Consider the following 20,104-nt stretch of genomic DNA (forward strand, 5'->3'; position numbering starts at 1 on the left):
TTCATTCGAAGTTTCATGGAATTCGTGGCATTCTTTTATCGGATTAGTTAGAAATGGAACAGTCCGCATTAAGCATTATTAAGTAAATTCCCAGGAAAAATTGTGTTATATACAGGCCATTTGAGCACGGATGCTAAATATTGCTTAAATGAGTAACTTTCTTTATGATCTTTATTGGCAAAAACTTTCTTTACGAATACTTCCAAACGCACGGTCAACATAAAAAAATTCGGATCACTTGGCAGTAAGACAGGTATTTCTGAAATGGTGACCTTATGTCCAAAACAATCTTTGAATTCCAAGCATTTGAACATCAAAATATCAATCCTCATTTTTAACCGATTGCTTACATTATACACAATAAATCCAAAAGTATAAATATTCAAATGTGTAAAAAATCGGACAAAGCATGCTTGTTTTCCATCATTCAAAAAGGCCCATGAAGTCCGAATGCCTTCATGGGCCTTTTTTAGATATTTTCCTCAATATTTCCATCACGTAAGCTCTCACGTTTCACCCTGCGTTTATAGACGACCTTTGATAAGGAAATGCTGATTTCATATAATAGCAGCAACGGAACCATTACCAAGAAGTCTGACATAAAGTCGGGCGGTGTAATCGATACGGCGATGACCACGAGTACAAAGTACGCATATTTCCTTAATTTTTGAAGCACATACGGATTGATGATGCCAATCGAGGTCAAAAACATCGTAACGACGGGAAGCTCGAACAAAACAGCAAATGGCATGGTCATATTGAAGACGAAGGAAAAGTACTTATCCGCCGTGAAACTCGTTATGAACATCCCATCTCCCAGTTCAATCAAAAACTGGAGGATCGTTGGAAATATGACGAAATAACCGAATGCCAGGCCACCGATAAATAACAGGAAAAGTGCCGGGATGTAGGAAAGCGTCGCCCTCACTTCATTTGGCATCAAGGCAGGCTTGACGAATAACCAGATTTGCAGGGCAATTATCGGTATTGTTGCTGCAATGGCTACCACGCCTGAGAGCATGAAGTAAATCCAAATGATATCACTTGGGCCTAACACCATCAGGTCAAAGTCAAGATCCTTCACGAACCATTGATAAATCTCTTCAACATAAATGAAACTGGCGATAAAAAAGATGAGAAAAGCAACAACCGTTATAATGAGCCGTTTTCTTAGTTCATCAAGATGATCGATGATATTTAGTTCTTTATCTTCCACTATTGATCACGCCTTCAAAATCAGTGTCGTTATTCCAGCAAAAAAGGCGCAAGACGATTCCATCTTACGCCCACCATTAATCATTCTTGATTTTTTTGTTGTAGTTTCTTATCTTCCTCATAATCGCCTTTTGTTAATTCACTCGTGGATTTTTTAAATTCACGAAGCGTTTGTCCAAATGCACGGCCAATCTCCGGCAGTTTCTTCGGACCGAATATTATTAGAGCCAATATTAGGATGAGAATTAGACCAGGTACTCCAATGTTCGACATGGATACAACCCCTTTGATGTTATAATTAAACATACCTTGATTATAATACCATTTCCAACCAATTGAAAGTAATCCGACAATCCGTCATATAATGGTAACAATTATCGACAGGATGTTCGTTACGACTGGGAAGGTAGAATGAAGCGTAAAAATAAGTATCATTCTATCCTAATTTATCATGTTGCCGTTGATTAAATCAACAAATGAAATAAATTACTGTCTTTATTGACCTCGACGAAGGAGAAACCTTTCTTGTTCATTCTTTGGATGAGCCCCTCATAATCACCCTTAACCTTCAATTCGATCCCAACCAATGCCGGTCCGCTTTCTTTATTGTTTTTCTTCGTGTATTCAAAACGGCTAATATCGTCATTCGGCCCCAGCACCTCGTCAAGGAATTCCCTTAAGGCTCCGGCGCGTTGTGGGAAATTCACGATGAAATAATACAGCAGCCCTTCATATAATAAAGATTTCTCCTTAATTTCCTGCATGCGCCCTATATCGTTGTTCCCACCGCTGACCATGCAAACGACCGTTTTTCCTTTGATTTGTTCTTTGTACAAATCCAAAGCCGCTACAGATATTGCACCTGCTGGTTCGGCGACGATCGCATGCTGATTATATAAATCAAGAATGGTCGTACAGATTTGCCCGGAAGGAACGACAACGATGTCTTCCAGGTTTTCTTTGCATAACCGATATGTCTTTTGCCCTACACACTTGACTGCTGCGCCGTCCACGAATGTATCTATACTATCAAGTCCCGTGACTTTTCCTTCCTTGAAGGAATATTCCATCGACGCAGCATCAAGTGGCTCCACTCCGATGCATTTCGTATTTGGCGAGACCGATTTGAAATAACTGGATACCCCGGCCATCAGTCCGCCCCCACCAATTGCCGCGAAGACATAATCAATTTCATCTTCACAATCATTCAAGATTTCAACAGCCGTCGTACCCTGTCCGGCAATTACTTTATCATCATCAAAGGGATGGATAAAAGTGCGTCCTTCCTGTTCACAGCACTCCATCGCAAGCGCAAAAGCATCATCGAATGTGTCACCCGCAAGAATGATTTCGACATTATCCTTACCGAAAAGCTGCACTTGATCGACCTTTTGCCTTGGTGTAGTGGCAGGCATGAAAATTTTTCCGTGAATCCCTAACTGGCTGCAGGAAAAAGCGACCCCTTGTGCATGGTTGCCTGCACTGGCGCATATAACCCCGCTCTTCGTCTCTTCGGCTGTCAAACTCTTCATTTTGTGGAATGCCCCTCTTAACTTAAACGAGCGAACATGCTGAAGATCCTCGCGTTTCAAATAAACATTGCATTCATATTTGTCAGATAGTCTCTGATTTTTTTGTAGAGGAGTATGTAGAACAATATCTTTCAGTTCTCTGTAGGCAATTAGAATATCCTCCAATTGGATCCCCCTATTCATTGATGCTGTCTGATTCATAGCAATCCCTCATTTCCTTCCTAATCAATTCAATCATTATAGCACTTTACACAGCTAATGTAATTGATTTTTCTAAAAATTCTTTCTTTTATCCTTTTCATACAAAAAAATCCGGCCATGGGTATTTCCCATGACCGGATCTGTCATTTAACTCTTTTGTAGAATAATAAAATTATGTGCAAAGCGATTTTTTTCATCCACAATTCCTTCAATCGAGGATACCTTTTGCCACTCATTTTCATCAATCGCAGGGAAGAAGGTATCACCTTCGAACGTTTCATGAATTTCCGTAATATATAATCGATCGGCAAACGGCAAGACCTCTTTGAAGATTTCTGCCCCGCCAATCACGAATACTTCATCTTCACGTTTGTCAGCATACGTTTTGATGTTTAGAATATCATGCAAGACCACACAGTCGAGAGCTTGGAAATCCTCATTGCGGGTTACGATGACATTCTCCCTTCCAGGCAGCACCCGGCCAATCGATTCAAATGTTTTCCGTCCCATGACGATGGGATGACCTAGCGTCACTTTTTTAAAATACTGCAAATCTGCCGGCAAATGCCATGGTAATTGGTTATTGTTACCGATTACCCGATTTTCATCCATGGCGACTATTAACGAAATCATATGCTTACCTCACCCTTAATATGGGGATGCGCTTCATAATTTTCCAGAACGAAGTCCTCGAAGCTAAAATCGAAAATATTTTTCACGTCCGGATTTATTTTCATGATCGGCAATGGTTTCGGATCACGAGTCAATTGCAGTTCCACTTGTTCAAGGTGGTTAGAATAAATATGGACATCCCCAAATGTATGTACAAATTCACCGACTTCCAAATCACACACCTGGGCAATCATCATCGTTAACAAGGCATACGAAGCTATATTAAAGGGAACCCCTAGGAAAACATCCGCCGACCGTTGATATAACTGGCAGGAAAGCTTGCCGTCAGCCACATAGAATTGAAAGAAAGCATGACAAGGGGGTAAGGCCATCTCATCCAATTCCCCTACATTCCAAGCACTCACTATCAATCTTCTTGAATTGGGATTCGTTTTGATTTGCTCGATCAATTCACTGATTTGGTCGATTTGCCCACCATCAGCCGTTCCCCATGATCGCCATTGATGGCCATATATCGGACCTAGTTCACCATTATCATCAGCCCATTCATTCCAGATCCGCACGTTATTTTCCTGAAGGTAGCCAACGTTCGTATCTCCCTTTAAAAACCATAACAATTCATGGATTATCGCTTTCAAGCTAACTTTTTTCGTCGTCAGGACAGGGAATCCTTCTCTTAAATCGAACCTCATTTGATAGCCAAAGGTACTGATCGTTCCCGTTCCAGTACGATCGCCTTTTTTAGTCCCATTTTCCAGGACATGCTTACATAGATCCAAATATTGCTTCATGCTATTCCACCTTTTCTACATTCATTCATCTTATTTTAACGTAAGTCCGTTGTTTAATCTAATTGTTTAATAAAATGATAAGTCTCGGGTGCTTTTTGTTTAAGTAACTGGTTTTGTTCTGCGTTCACATAAAACATGGCAAACGTTTCGGCAAAATATTCTTCAGGATAATTGGAAAAATACGTCTGTCCGGGAAACAAACCATCCACTTCCTTACCCCAGATTGTCAAATAATCGATATTCTCCCTGATTCCATCAAATACGATATTATCAATCGAATGCGCCAGCTCATGGAGCTCCAAATTAACCGACCCATGCCCGTTTCCCTTATCGCTTGCGCCGATTTTGACCAATACGGTATGGGAACCGCCCATGCCAGGCACATCATCCCAGGTCGTTTTTTTATTCAGGTAACCGCGGGGCGTCTGTCCCTTTAATTTAGCTGCCGATTGATTTTCGGTTAAATTACCTTGAAATAATTTGACCCTGACACCGCTCTCAGCCGTTTTCTCCAATAACGAAGGGGGCAGTTTGTCAATCGTTGCCCCGATTTTCAACGCTTCGTTTTCATCGAAAGCTTCTTCAGGAAATAAAAATATTTTTCGTAAAACTTTATGATCTTTAAATAAGTCCGCTTGTCTTATTAAACTATCTTTAGGCAATTGACGCCATCTCACACCATCTTCCTTCGCCAATGAATAGGAGAGCATGGATAAAAAAAAGACAAATAACGCAATTATGGTCAGCCACTTTTTCCGCTGCATAAAACCTCTCCCCTTCACCATCACTGAAAATGTATATATAACTATTATTCTAGTATAACATATACGTTGAGAGCGAAACTCCTTGTTTTATTGGTAAATTCGGCAGAGCATATTATGGAGCACCCTTGCAGCAACTTTTTCATATATCAACTATATATAACGTAAAAGGTTTAAGGTGATTTCATGGAATCCAATACTAAAAAGGCCCTGTTGAATGAGCAACGGGAGCTCGCTGAAGAAGTGCTTGATATCTACAGTTTAAAAGTGTTCAGCATTCTCGACCTTTTGCTGTTCTCCATTTTCTTTGGCCTCCTGCTGCATCCATTGCTACCTTCTCTCTGGCTTAACCTTTTATTGCCTGTGGTCTTCTTCATTACATTCACCGCCCTTCTTCAAATACTTGATATGTTCCATAAAAAAAGCTGACATCATTTTTGATATCAGCTCGGACTGTAGACAAACTCAAGAAAATCGAGTTTGTCTATTTTTTTATGGCTAGAACAATGTGGAGGTCTCTAGTAACGATGAGCGCTAAGCTTTCCAGAGGGAGGCCCCGCGAGTCTCCTCCGGCCTCCGCCTATGCTCCCGTATACGTGCATTTCCCACAGCAGTCTCGAACACCCGCTTCAAGCAACTTTGTTTTAACTTAAAGATAAATCCTTTTCCCATAAAGTCATTATTATTTACAATGCTACAGTTCGTGTTAAGTGAACTATAACTCTAAGAGGAAAATTCATTTTTTTATGTAATGTAACATAGCAAGCTGACCTAATTTTTCCACTTTGGTTAATGTATATTTTAAAGTAATATCATCTCCTCCAATATAAAGCGGGATTCCTTTCCCTAAAATAATAGGAGAAATGGCTAGTTGAAACTCATCAATTAAATTTTCTTTAAAAAACTCATGAGCTACATTCCCTCCACCAATTAACCATATATCTTTACCAGGTTTTTGTTTTATATTTTTAATGAAAGTTTTGATATCTTCATTAATGAATGAAGCATATTCATCTGAACCACTAACAGATTTGGAAAATACGTAACTTTCATACTCACTATAAGGATAATTCATATCAAACCCACGAATGACATCATAGGTTCTTTTTCCCATTACAACCGTGTCAATTCTTTCCAGGAGCGACTCGTAGCCAGGGTCTCCTTCTACTTCCGTTGACTCTAACCATTCTAATGTACCATCAGTATTTGCTATAAAGCCATCAATTGAAGTACCAATATATAAAATGATGTTACGCTCTTTATTCATCAACCAGCAGTCCCTCCTAACCATTTTGAAATTTTAGCGACGCTCCCTTCAGTGGAAAGCATTCCTAATTAAAATTAATTCTTCACTTGAATTGTCTCCCTTTTCACAAACCCGCGTCTTACGTTGCAGAAAGATGGACAATAATGGTGGTACGATTTCGAGTTTCGATGATTTCAAAACGTATGGCGACAAAAAGCTGGCATCATTTTTTGATGACAGCATTTCATAATTGTGTTCAGCCATGTTCTTTACGCTTTTTCCCATTTTTCAAATGATATACGATCGTGGTGCCGAAAATCAGCAAAATGAAAGCAAAAAAGATTGTGGACGGTATTTCGATTCCCACGACGGCAATCAGCATTTTTATTGAAATGAACCCGATAAGTACATAAGCCGCCGTTTCCAATTGAGGGATCCTATCGATCAATTTCAAGAATAATCCTGCAACACCCCTCATCATCAGGACTCCAATCATCCCGCCCGTCAGGAGAACCCAGACTTTTTCACTCACTCCAAAGGCAGCCAAGACACTATCGACGGAGAATGCGATATCCATCAGTTCCACTGACGCAACCGTTCCCCAAAACATGCCGAACATTCGGATCAGCACGCTGTTTTTACTCATTCCCTCGATAGCTTCCTCGCCGTCCCCGGCACGCCTTTTTCTTTTATTCCGAAAGTATTTATACGAGAGCCAGCCTAGGTAGGCTGCTCCAATCACTTTCACCCACCATAGTTTAATGAGGAAAACACCGATTCCAATCGCTACGAACCTAAAGGCATATGCCCCCAATAAACCATAAAAAAGGGCCTTCTTACGCTGTTTAACGGGAAGATGCCTGACCATGACTGCCAATACCAAGGCATTATCAGCTGATAGCAATCCTTCCATCAAGACGAGCGTGCCAATAAGCCCCCAACTCACTGGATCTGATAAAACTTCCGTCCACATATGCCAGTCGAAAAATTGGGCATACGTTTGTATGATGTTATTCAACAACTCTGACATGAAAAAGACTCCTCTGCTCCTATTCTGCATAGTAATGATCATTTACCATTATTCCCACTAAAGCGGTGGATAATATCTCCATTCAATGGGAAAACAAAATAAATACGTTGCATGGCAACGTATCATTTACTTGCTATAAGGAATTTCATCTTCATCTTACTCTTCCCATGTAAATAAATCAATGAAACCAACTTAGGAGAGCTTTTGTTTGCTTGTCCATTCAGGCGGTGTGTTTTTATCCCAGTATATCTTCCCGAGATCATGGTGGGCGGCAAACGAATCATGGTAGGTATGATAATGAAAATCGAACCAATATCCTTCAAGCGGAGGGTTTTCCTGCCTGACGTGAAAGCGGATGATATCCTTTCCGCTTATGGAATCATAAATATGAAAGATTTTCTCTGCCCTTCCCGCACTGGGCTGCTCGGTAATCGTTAATTGCTGTAATTTCCCATCAGGATATTGGGACGCCATCTCTGTAAGTGCCTCTTCCATTTTAGGTAGTATCACCTGCTTGAATTCATCGCCGATTTTAGGATTGATCTTTTCGCCAAATTTCATATATGCGCTTTCCTCTGCTTTATCCAGTATTCCTGATAAAAACTCTTCCCGGTTGAACTCCTCTTTCCGTTCAGTCGAGTTCTGTGAAGCAAGATAGGCTAATCCCTCTTCTTCGACCAGCCCTTTTTTCGTATCCTTTAACGTATCGGCCTCGGCAAGCCACGCCAAATCTGAGGGGGTGACAAGACCGAACGTCAAAACGGATACTAAAATGACGAGACTTTTCCTAAACCACGCCGTTGCTTTCAACTTACACTCCCCCTTCTTGTTTGTATTTTCTTTATTTTTAGTATACTTTTATTTTTTGGTAATTACGAATATATAGTGTCCTATGTTTCAAATATTTTAAAAAAGGATAAATACCTATATACACCCAAACTTTTTCACAGAATATCCGAAACCTTACATTTAAATGAAGGATTTTGACGATATTTGGAGAACTTAATTAGATTCAAGTCTTTTTAAGGAGGGGTCTTATATGGCTTTGACCACGACTGCCATGGTGGCTTTATGTCTTGTAACATTAGCATTTTTCGTATATTTATCATTTGCGGATTAAGAATAAATGAATACTTACGAAAAATCTCCTTGTCATTCTCCAACGATGACAAGGTTTTCTTTTCACATAAAGTCGAACATCGTGGTGATAAATGGACTTGATACTGGAGGAATGATCATGGATAACAATAATGGAAATACTAAAGAAGAAGATTATAAACGGGAAACGGCAAAAGGGAAGGCCGGAATGGTTGTAACCGCTCATCCCGTAGCTACCTCGATTGGGGAAAAAATACTACGTGACGGCGGGAATGCCGTCGATGCGGCGGTTGCCATCCAATTCGCGCTCAATATTGTCGAGCCAATGATGACAGGCATCGGAGGCAGCGGTTTCCTGATGGTATATAATGCTAAAGATAAGGCCACAAAAATATTCGACGGCCATGTGAGGGCACCTCAAGCGGCCCATCCGAACATGTTCCTTGATGATGACGGGGAAGTCATTCCATTTAAAGAACGTTCAATCAAGGCTACGGCCGTAGGCATCCCTGGAATCCTGAAAGCCATGGATGAAGCTCTCTCCGAATATGGCAGCAAGCCACTCAGTGACCTGATCGAGCCCTCGATTGAATTCGCTGAAAAAGGCGTCCCGGTCAATTGGGTACTCTGTGATGCTTTGGAAAACTTCGAATACCGATTGGGTGAAGAAGCCCGTAATTTCTTTATGCCTGAGGGTAAACGATATAAAGCGGGCGACTTGCTGGTAAAAGAAAAATTGGCGAATACGTATCGAATATTGCAACGTGAGGGAATCTCCGCTTTTTATGACGGTGAGATCGGAAAGGGCATCATTTCCTGTATTAAGGAGCTTGGCGGTTTCATGGAGCTTTCCGATTTACAGAACTATAAAGCGACCATCGATGAACCGATGTATGGGACGTATAAGGATTATGCCATCGCTTCATCGATGGCACCAAGCGCGGGCGGCTTCACGGTCATCCAAATCTTGAAAATCCTCGAAAGCTTCGACTTGGAGCAGTATGATGTTCATTCTTGGGAAAAATATTATTTAATTGCCGAAGCGATGCGTTTAGCCTTCACCGACAAAAAGGCATTTCTTGCCGATCCGGAATTTGCCGAATTGCCATTGAAGGGTCTCATGCATGACGACTATATAGCGAAACGTCGCTCTTTCATTAATTTTAAATCACGGAATAATGCCATCGAATACGGTAACCCGTGGATTTATGATTCGGTCAACAAAAGCGCAGTGATTCCGCAGCCCAATGATGAAGATATCAGTGAAACGACACACTTCACGGTCCGCGACAGATGGGGCAATATCGCCGCTTGCACCTCAACGGTGGAGCACCCATTCGGATCCGGGATCATGGTTTCCGACTATGGCTTCATGCTGAATAACGAATTGACCGATTTCGATTCCGTTCCAGGCGGCATGAATGAAGTGCAGCCGAACAAGCGGCCAGTCAGCTGCAAAAGCCCGACGATCATTTTTAAAGACGGCGAGCCGGTTTTGACGCTCGGATCTCCTGGTGGACCAACCATCATCAGTTCAGTGGTTCAAACGATCATCAATGTACTAGATTTGAATATGGACTTGAAAGCAGCCATCGAAGAGCCAAGGATTTTCACGCCGATGGGCCCACACATCGAATGGGAAGCAGGCATGGACATGACCAGTAAAGGACAATTGGAAGCTATGGGCTTCGTCTTCAATGAAGTGCCCCATTCTATCGGGAACGTCCAGGCCATCCAAATCAACCCTGATGGCTCTAACTACGGGGCTGCCGATTCAAGCCGGGAAGGCTGTGCCATTGGCCTTGATGAAACAGATTATCACGCTTGATCATCGTACGGAAATGTAGCCAAAATGGAATTTGGATGTTTTTCTCTTTTGTACCTCAAATCCGAATTCCTCAAATCGGGTGCTGCGGAAGTGGTCTTTCAACACGACTCTCTTTCGCGCCACCCGTTTGGCTTGTACCATTATTTCCATTGTTAGCCCCTTATCTTCTGCAAAGTGACCCAGCCCTTTAATTCCATTTGATTCTGATATCGTTTCCTCAAACATGGGATCGAAATAGACTACATCAAAAGAATTATCCGGCATTGATTTCAGCATTTCATGATGATCTGCATGAATGACCTCAATCCTTTTCATCGCTTCTATCATCTTTGCTTCAGCATCACTCCACGTTTTCAAACCTTGTTCCACCAGCAAGGCCAAATATCGATTGCCTTCCAATGCAACGACTCTTCCCTTTGCCCCAACCGCAAAGCTCGCGATGATCGCATCAGAGCCCAAGCCCAGCGTGCAATCCAGCACAGTGCAGTCTGCAGTAATTCCTCCGGCAATGAGAAACGGGTCATGATCCCCTTGAATGATTCTTTTCAAGCGGATCATGGCAAGATTCGGATGAAAAAAGAAGGGTTCCTTCTCGTTGCACCGATATAACTCCATTCTTTTTTTTCCATACACAATGCAGTCTTCTTCTCCAGTGTCACATTGTAAATCACGCACCGAGCGTTTTTTTCTGGCTATATAGGGGATTTGTAATTCTTCTGCCACCTTTCTTGCTAACATCATTGTTTCTTTATCGGCCCTTCCTGCTGTTGTGACAAACATGCTCCTCCCCCTTTTCACACGCATAAATTCGAAAGGAATGCCCCGTTTCCGGGACATTCCAATTCATTACTTATTTACTTGGCTGAATGCCGTTAATAAATTTTCCATAATCGCTTCCATTGGCTGCCCTTCAATATCATGACGGGGAATGAAGTGCAAGACCTCTTTACCCTTCAAAAGTGCCATGGAAGGTGAAGAAGGCTCAATTCCTGTGAAGTATTCCCTCATTTTAGCTGTTGCATCTTTATCTTGACCGGCAAAAACCGTCACAAGATGATTGGGCTTACCCTCTTCCGCCTGCATTACGGCTTGAGTGGCAGCCGGACGAGCTAAACCTGCGGCACAGCCACAAACCGAATTAATGACGACCAATGTCGTACCATCCGCAGATTCCATGAAGTTCTCTACCGCTTCAGCCGTCACCAGCTCATCGAAACCTGCCTGCACCAGTTCCGCGCGCATCGGCTTCACCATTTGCTTCATATATTCATCATATGCCATCGACATAAAAAAACCTCCTAATAACAATTCTTCAATTAGTCTAATCATACTATATTTTTGCGTGAATATGCAAAAATGGCGCTTATTTCTCAATGAATCATTGAGCTAGCTTGGTTCTTTTTCAGCTGCAAGAAGCATTATGCTCTTGCCAAACCATCCTTACTGCGAATCCGCTACAAAATACTCGCATGACATATACATTATCGCTTTACGGAAAGTCCTGCAAACCAATTAATAGTAAATTATCATTACGGGTACATTATCAACAAATAAGAAGAAGAGGTGTATGAATGAAAGCATTGCTCGTGATTATATTATTCCTCTCAACCTCCGTTATCTACCCCACCCACCCTCAGGCAATGATGATGCCTTGCAGTATGGTACTGGAACCGATTGATGAAAAACTAGCTAACGCAAAGGGAGCGGCATTAATTTATAAAGTTCAGTTACGTCCTCCAAGTTCTGCACGCACTAATGTAAGCATCCTTAGTGTCCACCTTCCACCCCCTTCTGCCTACGGAGAATATGATGCCTATGAAGGCTTTGCTTTTATACCTGGCGTCATTAGTTGGCAGTTCATGCTCGATCCTACTCAAGAAGAAAGTCCGACCTGGGCTGGAAGATTTGATGAAATTACAGCGGAAATGGAAAATGTTAAGGTACAGGTCCGTCTTTTCAATTCAAAGACTGCAAAGCTGGGACCAGCTATCCTTGGAAACGATATCAAGAACTGTCATTGAGCCTGAATGAATGAATGATTGAACGAGAATCCTGTCACCTTCAAAATGCGAAGAATTTCCATAGCCAGTTTGGAGCGGTTGAACTTCGACCGTTCCCTTACTGCAGGCGCTCCCATTCTCCTGGAGGTCCGGCAGTCTTCCCGTCGATAAAGCGGCCTGCGGTATTTCCCTTTGGACTCTCACTCCTAAGGGGGATTTGCACATCCTTTATAAATGGAGGTTACCCTTTTCTTGTGCGAGAAAACAACATGGCCGTTTTTACCATGGTGTACAGCAAGCAAATAAAATCAATAAGTGGACACTGCTATATGCGAAACATATGTGGATTCAAAGGAAACTCAAAAGGGGTTTGGAATATTACATTCCGAACCCCTTTTGTCTACAAACTGAGGAGACTCTATCAGGTCTCCTTCCGTTTAAAATAATATAGCCAGTGCCTTTTCAAGGATAGCCCGAAATTAAACTTTCATGACACCGCCTGAGCTTGCATTCGTTACAAGCGCGGAGTAGCGTGCTAAATAGCCAGTTTTCACTTTGGACTCGAAGCCTTTCCAATTGGCTTTGCGTTTTTCGAATTCCTCATCTGAAATCTCCAATTGGATGGTCCTGTTTTCCAGATCCAGCTCGATGATATCACCATCTTCGACAAAGGCGATCGGGCCTCCCTCAGCTGCTTCAGGAGATATATGGCCAATGCTGATGCCGCGGGACGCTCCAGAAAAACGCCCGTCCGTAATCAAGCCGACTTTGGCTCCAAGTCCCCTTCCGACGATTTGGGAAGTCGGTGCCAACATTTCCGGCATGCCAGGCCCTCCTTTCGGTCCTTCATAACGGATGACCACTACATTCCCTTCTTTCACCTTTCCGGTTATGATTCCGGATAATGCATCTTCTTGGGAATCGAAGCATATGGCAGGTCCCCTGTGATAACCACCAACCGAGGCGTCGACGGCTCCCACTTTTATGATCGAACCTTGCGGGGCAAGATTTCCGAACAATACCGCAAGCCCCCCACGCTCAGAATGCGGGTTATCCAAAGGATGGAGAACATCTTTGTCCAAGATTTCACAACCGGCAACATTTTCACGGAGCGTTTTGCCTGAAACGGATAGGCAGTCCCCATTAAAAGCACCTGGTTTTTTGAGCAGCTCGTTGATGATGGCACTTACACCACCGGCATTATGTACATCTTCGATATGATAATCCGAAGCCGGGGCAATTTTAGCTAAGTGCGGTACCCGGTTGGCAATTTCATTGATGCGCTCCATTGGATATTCGAATCCCGCTTCATGTGCCAAGGCAAGTGTATGGAGAACGGTGTTAGTCGATCCACCCATGGCCATATCCAATGCAAATGCGTTATCAATGGCATCGATGGTCACGATATCACGAGGCTTGATATCCTGCTTGATGATTTCCATCAATTGCTTGGCCGATTTCTTGACGAATTCTTTACGTTCCTCGGCGACAGCCAAAATCGTGCCATTTCCCGGTAGTGCAAGTCCAAGGCCTTCAGCGAGACAGTTCATGGAGTTTGCCGTGAACATCCCCGAACATGATCCGCAAGTCGGGCATGCCACTTGCTCGATTTCCTGCAAGTCCTCTTCATTGATATTACCTGCTTGATAAGCGCCAACACCTTCGAATACAGATGTCAATGACAGAGATTTACCGTTTTTATCTTTACCGGCTTTCATCGGCCCTCCGCTTACGAAAATGGTCGGGATATTGACGCGCAGGGCGCCCATCATCATTCCCGGCGTTATCTTATCACAGTTTGGAATGCAGACCATCCCGTCAAACCAATGTGCAGATACAACCGTTTCCACCGAATCCGCGATGATTTCCCGGCTAGGCAAGGAATAGCGCATGCCGATGTGGCCCATTGCAATTCCATCGTCGACCCCGATCGTATTGAATTCAAAAGGAACTCCGCCAGCCTCGCGAATGGCCTCCTTCACTATTTTTCCGAATTCCTGAAGATGTACATGCCCTGGAACGATATCAATATAGGAATTACAAACCGCAATGAACGGTTTGCCGAAATCTTCTTCCTTAACTCCTGCTGCACGCAACAGACTTCTGTGAGGAGCACGATCGACTCCTTTTGTTATCATGTCACTTCTCTTGTTTGATGTAGACATATGCTGTACCCCCAATTTCCACTAAATGTTTGATAATTCAGATAATATAATTTTTAGTATACTCTAAAAATTCTAACATATTTATAAACAAATGCAACCATTCATCGTTTAAATATCTAAAAAATCATTTTCCTAAAATAATAGACCACATTACCATTAGCGTAAACCTCCATAATGCAACAAAAATCGCTCCTCGATATGACTCGAAACTTGCCGATACAAAAAATGGAAAAGGCACGGAGTTCATCACCCTCATGCCTTTTCCATTAATGGAGCTGCTTATTTTTCGTTTACCTTTCGTCGTTCGGTTGTCTTGATTCCGTCATTTGCTTCCAAACCGAACCTTTTGCTTCTTCCCCATTTTCTATCCGGGCGATGGCCATCTTGATCTGCAGGGCGACTTCGAATTCTGGATCTTGTTCTGCTTCCTTTAAGTACGTGAGGGTCGATTCATCACCGGCTTCGTATAAAAACATCGCGGCTCTCCATCTGACCAATTTATTCTTATCCGATAGTGATTGTGACATTTCACCCATCGCTTCCTCAAAGCCTAGGTCGGATAAACAGTCTCCAGCCGTCCGTCTTACGGCAGCACTCTTATCCTTCAATGCCTTGTATAGGCTTGGTAGCACTTTCCTGTCTTCGATCATGCCTAAGTAGACAACCGCAAGCCTCCTGATGGAGACCTTGCTATCGGAAAGGGCCATATCCAATACCGGGATATCATCAGCAGTTGGGTCTTCCATTTGTTCTAGAGCCTGATACCGTTTTTCCCAGCTTTCATCATTCAGCATTTCGGCTGTCAATTTTATTTTGGGGCGTTTCACGAATGATTCTTTTTTATCCGCTAATTGATCAGTTGCCGCTACAAGTTGTTTAATCCGTTCTTCCGGGTAAGCGGCGATTAGCTCGTCCGATACTTCCTTGACGATATCTTCCATATCTCCATATCTTACGCCGTAATCCTTCCATTTTCGAAGCATGACGACGTTATCCTCTTCTTTTTGTGCAGCAGCTATGCCCTTTAGGAAATACTCCGGTAATGCAAAACGTTTTTCCTGATGGCTATCACTCGCCTTTATTTGCATCGGAATGCCTTTGAATTGTTGGATGGCAACCGTCACTTCACCATAATGTTCATTTAAAATCGTTTTCTCGCTTTGTTCTTCGGTTTTTTCCCCGAACACCTGACGGATTTGGACCAGAATATCCTTCCAATCATATTTCGCATTGCGTTCAACCGCGAGGAAGTCCGCAACATGATAGACACCCTTCACCCCATCGATCGTAAATAAATCCTTGATCAGCTGCGGTGCCTGTTCAGCTTGATCCTTCTTATAATTATTGCTTTTACCTGCTAAAAGCTCTTCCGTCAGATTGATTTTCATTGTATTCGGACTTGGTGTGGGTTCTATTGATTTAATTTTCAATGTATATCTCTCCTTTACAAAACGTTTCCATGTACTAGATATTACCACAACGGCTTCAGTTTCTCATGCAATTGAGATTGACGAGAAAAAGACTGGGCCAAGTTTTCTCCCTTGGGCCAGTCCCCGCTTATTCTTCTTCCAACTTTTCCGCTAGATAGGTCCATCTTTCCAGCAGGTGCTCCAGTTTTTCCGTTAATTCCTTTTCTTCCTCAAGCAGAAGCCGGACTTGTTCAAAATCACTCCCCGCTGATGACATGTTTGTCGTGATGTCTTTCAGACGCAGCTCGACTTGTTCCATGTTCCCCTCTATCTCTTCCCATTCCTTACTTTCGGCATAAGTCAGCTTTTTCTTTTTCCTTTCTGTCCGGTTCGGCTGAAGCTCAGGCGTTTTTACCGGTGCCGCCTCCACCGTCTTTTCTTCGAGGAACTCGGAGTAATTTCCATAATAGAAATCGATTTCCCCTTTTTTCTTGAAAACAAGAAGCTGATGGCACGTCTTATCAAGGAAATAGCGATCATGTGATACGGTGATGACGACACCCGAAAACGTTTCTAGGTAATCTTCCAGGACAGTTAAGGTTTGCGTGTCCAGGTCATTCGTCGGTTCATCCAATAGCAGGACATTAGGTGCGCCCATCAATATATTCAGGAGATATAATCGCCTTTTTTCGCCGCCGGAAAGCTTGCGTATCGGCGTTCCATGAGATCCCATCGGAAAGAGGAATCTTTCTAGCATCTGTGCGGCGGAGATGAAGCTGCCATCTTTAAGGGCGATCGAATCCGCCGTTTCGCGAATATACTCGATCATACGAAGATTCTCATCCATATCGACGCTTTCCTGCGTATAATAGCCGATTTTAACAGTTTGCCCAATCTCCACGTTTCCTTCATCGATAGGCTCCCGTCCCGCCAATATATTCAACAGGGTCGATTTTCCACTGCCATTATTGCCGACGATGCCAATTCGATCACCCGGTTTGAAGAGGAAGGAAAAATGGCTGATGACGGACTGATCTCCAAAGGATTTAGAGACATCTTGCAGCTCCAGAACCTTTTTCCCAAGCCTGGCACCACTCAATTCCATTTCCAGGCTTTCCGTTTTTTGCTTATCCTTCACACCCGATTCCAACGTTTCAAAACGCTGGATACGTGCCTTTTGTTTCGTAGTACGGGCCTTTGCACCTTTACGGATCCAAGCCAGTTCTTTTTTGAATAAGCTTTCCTTTTTCGATTTTTCGGCAGATTCATTCTCTTCACGAATGGCTTTGGATTCCAAATAATCTGCATAGTTTCCTTTGTATTCGAAAAGCTGCGTTTGGGAGATTTCCCAAATTTTATTGGAAATGCGATCAAGGAAATAGCGATCATGGGTTACAAATAGAACCGACTTCTGATATTTCCCCAGGTATTCTTCCAACCAGGTAATGCTTTCGAAATCAAGATGGTTGGTAGGCTCGTCGAGAATCAGCAGATCCGGTGTCTCTATTAGCGTTTTTGCAAGGGCCGCACGCTTTTTTTGGCCGCCTGAAAGCTCCCCCAACTTCCGTGAGTGATCTGGAAGTCCAAGCTTGGTCAGTATCGTTCTCGCATTGGCACTCGTATCCCATGCGCCAAGCGTGTCCATATCCTGCTGCAGTTTCAGCAAACGATCCTGCACGGCACCATTCTGTGGGTCAAGCTGGAGTTGAATCAACGTTTTTTCATACTCCTTAATTAACGAAAATACCGGAGTGGAGCTTTCATACATATATTCCATAATCGTCAATTTCTCATCAAAATGCGGATCTTGCGATAGATAAGAAATCGTGTAATCATTCGGATGATCCTTCGTTCCCGAATCACTTTCCTCCAATCCGGCAATGATATTCATCAATGTGGATTTACCGGTACCGTTAATACCGACGATCCCGATTTTTTCCCCTTCAGTGATGGAAAAAGACACATCCTTAAAAAGGAGCTTCTCCCCTTGCGTTTTCATTACATGTTCCATGCTAAAAACTTTCATAAGCGTACATCCCATTCCTTATAAAATTCCTTTAAATATCCGACCATATATTCATGTCTTTCTTGAGCGATCTTCTTTGCTGTACTTGTATTGAGCATTTCTTGCAAACGCAGTAATTTTTCATAAAAGTGATGAACGGAGGAGCTTTTCCCCTTCCTGTACTCCATCTTGGTCATATTTTCCCTTATCGGCAGTTCGGGATCATAAAGGGACTGTCCCGTCTTCCCCCCATAAGCAAATGTCCTGGCAATCCCGATGGCGCCAAGTGCATCCAGGCGATCGGCATCCTGTACAATTTCAGCCTCGATGGAAGGCAGATTCAACTGCCCGGCACTATACGAAATGGTGCGGATGATCTCCCGAATGTCCTTAACACTATCATCATCCAGCATTAATTCCTGCAACCACGCCTCCAGCTTCCCCCACGCTGCATCTTGATCGTCATTTAGTTTATCATCCGGGATATCATGAAGGAGTGCGGCCATTTCAATGATGAACACGTTTCCGCTATTTTCTTCTTTCGCAATATGTAAAGCCAGCTTACGAACACGATCGATATGGAACCAATCATGTCCGCTGGCATCTAAATTCAATTGATCATAAACATACTTCTCCGTTAAATCAATCATCGTTTGTTTCATTTCACCACTCCAAGTCCTTTCTATTTTACCATGGTTCACAATATAGTAGTGCTTTAATCTTCATTGAACCAACTGATTCCAATCGTCTGTTCCCCGGTATGGACACCTATTGCGCTTCCAAGCGAAGAAATATGGGTAATGACTTGGGGAAATTCCACTGATATCCTTTTTTTCCACTTAAGGGCTTCTTTCAGCACAGCACCATATAGTATGGTGCATTCAGTTACTTTTCCCGTTTCGATCGACCGACGAAAATCCGTGAAAATCTGATTTTGTGCCTTTTTTAGGTTTCGTGGCTTCGATTTAGTCTGAAGCAAACCTTTTTCAACCGAAATGATGGGCTTAAAGCTCAAAAGACTTCCAAGAATATACTGTGTATTCGTAAGCCTCCCGCTTCGATGGAGCTGATCCAAAGAACCGATCACTACGTAGGTTTCATGGTTATCCGCATATAACCTCGTTTTCCGGAAGGCCTCTTCGATGGAATTTCCTTCATCCATATATTGCATCAATCTTTTCAAAATTAAGATCATGGGAAAGGAAATGAGTAATGTATCAAATACGTCAACTGGAATCTTAATCAAGTGCCCAGCTTGTTTGCTTGCGGAAACGGTCCCGCTCAATTCGCTTGAAAGATGGACAGCAATGATCCGATCATAATCTTGTTCAAGTTGCTTATATAATGCATGAAATCTACCGACCGAAGGCTGTGAAGTCGTTGCGTTTATTTTTTCCTCCCGCATTCTTCGGTATAGTTCCTCAGGTAAAATGTCAACACCATCTTCATATTCCATTCCACCGATGATAACGACCATCGGAACGACATAAACATGTTGATTCATTGACAAAACTTCGTCTAAAGTTCCCGTACTGTCGGTTACCCATGCAATTCGCTCCATCGTTTCCCCCCTCGATTGTGTTTCCTATTATATTCAGCTTCCCCTTCTTCTTTCCCATTTTGAAAACGTTAGCGGGAGCACAAAAAGAGCCCAACAGAACATGCTCCTTCTGATGAACTCGAGTTGATATATCATAATAATTTTTTTATGTCACTTTCAAACTCCATTGGTTTTGTTTTGGGTGCGTATCGATTGATGATATTTCCTTCACGGTCGATCAAGAACTTCGTGAAATTCCACTTGATCGATTTCGACCCCATCAATCCTGGAGCATTTTCAGCCAAATAGCTGAACAATGGATGAGCTTCCTTTCCATTGACATTGACCTTTGCAAACATTGGGAAGGTTACGCCATGATTCAGTTTACAATATGAATCGATTTCCAGATCATCTCCTGGCTCCTGGTTCAAGAACTGATTGCATGGAAAACCAAGAACGGCCAGTCCTTGTTCTTCATATTGTACATACAGGCTTTGCAAATCATCATATTGTGGCGAAAAACCGCATTTACTGGCGGTGTTCACAATAATCATCACTTTGCCTCTGTATTCCTCGAGCGAAATGGTATCGCCATTGATTTTATTGACTTCATATTCGTAAATGGACATGTATGATCTCCCCCTATTAGT

Annotated in this window: 21 protein-coding genes; 3 read left to right on the top strand and 18 right to left on the bottom strand. The window is 42.8% G+C overall.

Annotated elements, in window-relative coordinates; all coding sequences use genetic code 11:
* Positions 1–68: 68 nt before the first annotated feature.
* The 7 genes from ABE28_RS13345 to ABE28_RS13375 all read right to left on the bottom strand — a co-directional run bounded on the left by ABE28_RS13345 (position 69) and on the right by ABE28_RS13375 (position 5,136).
* Positions 69–332 (bottom strand): DUF2535 family protein, encoded by a 264-nt coding sequence (locus tag ABE28_RS13345; RefSeq protein ID WP_306807340.1) that lies wholly within the window; start codon positions 330–332, stop codon positions 69–71.
* A 137-nt stretch (positions 333–469) separates the two neighbouring features.
* Positions 470–1,216 carry a twin-arginine translocase subunit TatC gene (gene tatC, locus ABE28_RS13350; RefSeq protein WP_064467407.1) on the bottom strand — a complete coding sequence of 249 codons (747 nt, stop codon included), beginning with the start codon at positions 1,214–1,216 and terminating at the stop codon, positions 470–472.
* An 80-nt stretch (positions 1,217–1,296) separates the two neighbouring features.
* Positions 1,297–1,488 (bottom strand): twin-arginine translocase TatA/TatE family subunit, encoded by a 192-nt coding sequence (gene tatA, locus ABE28_RS13355; RefSeq protein WP_064467408.1) that lies wholly within the window; start codon positions 1,486–1,488, stop codon positions 1,297–1,299.
* A gap of 191 nt (positions 1,489–1,679) precedes the next feature.
* Entirely contained in the window at positions 1,680–2,948 is a 1,269-nt protein-coding gene (gene ilvA / locus ABE28_RS13360; RefSeq protein WP_064467409.1) for a threonine ammonia-lyase IlvA, read from the bottom strand.
* 147 nt (positions 2,949–3,095) lie between these two features.
* Positions 3,096–3,581 (bottom strand): dihydrofolate reductase, encoded by a 486-nt coding sequence (locus tag ABE28_RS13365; RefSeq protein ID WP_064467410.1) that lies wholly within the window; start codon positions 3,579–3,581, stop codon positions 3,096–3,098.
* Positions 3,578–4,372 carry a thymidylate synthase gene (locus tag ABE28_RS13370; RefSeq protein WP_064467411.1) on the bottom strand — a complete coding sequence of 265 codons (795 nt, stop codon included), beginning with the start codon at positions 4,370–4,372 and terminating at the stop codon, positions 3,578–3,580. Before ABE28_RS13370 ends, ABE28_RS13365 begins: the two co-directional genes overlap by 4 nt.
* Before the next feature lie 53 nt (positions 4,373–4,425).
* Complete coding sequence (locus ABE28_RS13375; protein WP_064467412.1) at positions 4,426–5,136, bottom strand: anthrax toxin lethal factor-related metalloendopeptidase; 711 nt, start codon at positions 5,134–5,136, stop codon at positions 4,426–4,428.
* Between the two features lie 183 nt (positions 5,137–5,319).
* Between ABE28_RS13375 and ABE28_RS13380 the strand changes: the two genes are divergently transcribed.
* Positions 5,320–5,562, top strand: a complete 243-nt coding sequence (locus ABE28_RS13380; RefSeq protein WP_064467413.1) for a hypothetical protein — start codon at positions 5,320–5,322, stop codon at positions 5,560–5,562.
* Between the two features lie 307 nt (positions 5,563–5,869).
* Here the strand turns inward: ABE28_RS13380 and ABE28_RS13385 are convergent, their stop codons facing one another.
* From ABE28_RS13385 to ABE28_RS13395, 3 genes are all read right to left on the bottom strand, one after another.
* On the bottom strand, positions 5,870–6,400 hold the full coding sequence (locus ABE28_RS13385; protein WP_064467433.1) for a dihydrofolate reductase family protein: 531 nt from the start codon (positions 6,398–6,400) through the stop codon (positions 5,870–5,872).
* A 235-nt stretch (positions 6,401–6,635) separates the two neighbouring features.
* Positions 6,636–7,409 (bottom strand): TerC family protein, encoded by a 774-nt coding sequence (locus ABE28_RS13390; protein ID WP_064467414.1) that lies wholly within the window; start codon positions 7,407–7,409, stop codon positions 6,636–6,638.
* Between the two features lie 192 nt (positions 7,410–7,601).
* The gene (locus ABE28_RS13395) at positions 7,602–8,219 is read right to left on the bottom strand and encodes a YpjP family protein (protein WP_064467415.1); all 618 of its coding nucleotides are present in this window, start codon (positions 8,217–8,219) and stop codon (positions 7,602–7,604) included.
* A gap of 427 nt (positions 8,220–8,646) precedes the next feature.
* On the opposite strand from ABE28_RS13395, the gene ggt reads away from it, so the two are divergent.
* Positions 8,647–10,335 carry a gamma-glutamyltransferase gene (gene ggt, locus ABE28_RS13400; protein ID WP_257390584.1) on the top strand — a complete coding sequence of 563 codons (1,689 nt, stop codon included), beginning with the start codon at positions 8,647–8,649 and terminating at the stop codon, positions 10,333–10,335.
* On the opposite strand, the gene ABE28_RS13405 is transcribed toward ggt, so the two are convergent.
* Positions 10,336–11,115 (bottom strand): class I SAM-dependent methyltransferase, encoded by a 780-nt coding sequence (locus ABE28_RS13405; protein ID WP_064467417.1) that lies wholly within the window; start codon positions 11,113–11,115, stop codon positions 10,336–10,338.
* 66 nt (positions 11,116–11,181) lie between these two features.
* On the bottom strand, positions 11,182–11,622 hold the full coding sequence (locus tag ABE28_RS13410) for a BrxA/BrxB family bacilliredoxin (protein ID WP_064467418.1): 441 nt from the start codon (positions 11,620–11,622) through the stop codon (positions 11,182–11,184).
* A 284-nt stretch (positions 11,623–11,906) separates the two neighbouring features.
* Between ABE28_RS13410 and ABE28_RS13415 the strand changes: the two genes are divergently transcribed.
* Positions 11,907–12,356, top strand: a complete 450-nt coding sequence (locus ABE28_RS13415; protein WP_064467419.1) for a YoqH family protein — start codon at positions 11,907–11,909, stop codon at positions 12,354–12,356.
* Positions 12,357–12,814: 458 nt separating this feature from the next.
* On the opposite strand, the gene ilvD is transcribed toward ABE28_RS13415, so the two are convergent.
* From ilvD to ABE28_RS13450, 6 genes are all read right to left on the bottom strand, one after another.
* Complete coding sequence (gene ilvD / locus ABE28_RS13425) at positions 12,815–14,500, bottom strand: dihydroxy-acid dehydratase (protein WP_064467421.1); 1,686 nt, start codon at positions 14,498–14,500, stop codon at positions 12,815–12,817.
* Positions 14,501–14,790: 290 nt separating this feature from the next.
* Positions 14,791–15,930, bottom strand: coding sequence for a conserved virulence factor C family protein (locus ABE28_RS13430; protein WP_064467422.1), 1,140 nt, complete (start codon positions 15,928–15,930; stop codon positions 14,791–14,793).
* A gap of 127 nt (positions 15,931–16,057) precedes the next feature.
* Positions 16,058–17,935: an ABC-F family ATP-binding cassette domain-containing protein gene (locus ABE28_RS13435; RefSeq protein WP_064467423.1), complete on the bottom strand. Its 1,878-nt coding sequence runs from the start codon at positions 17,933–17,935 to the stop codon at positions 16,058–16,060.
* Positions 17,932–18,576, bottom strand: coding sequence for an HD domain-containing protein (locus ABE28_RS13440; RefSeq protein WP_064467424.1), 645 nt, complete (start codon positions 18,574–18,576; stop codon positions 17,932–17,934). Before ABE28_RS13440 ends, ABE28_RS13435 begins: the two co-directional genes overlap by 4 nt.
* 53 nt (positions 18,577–18,629) lie before the next feature.
* Entirely contained in the window at positions 18,630–19,475 is an 846-nt protein-coding gene (locus ABE28_RS13445) for a DegV family protein (RefSeq protein WP_064467425.1), read from the bottom strand.
* 131 nt (positions 19,476–19,606) lie between these two features.
* Positions 19,607–20,083, bottom strand: coding sequence for a glutathione peroxidase (locus ABE28_RS13450; RefSeq protein ID WP_064467426.1), 477 nt, complete (start codon positions 20,081–20,083; stop codon positions 19,607–19,609).
* Positions 20,084–20,104: the final 21 nt, after the last annotated feature.

It is taken from the genome of Peribacillus muralis, from assembly GCF_001645685.2.
GTDB classification, from domain to species: Bacteria; Bacillota; Bacilli; order Bacillales; family DSM-1321; genus Peribacillus; species Peribacillus muralis_A.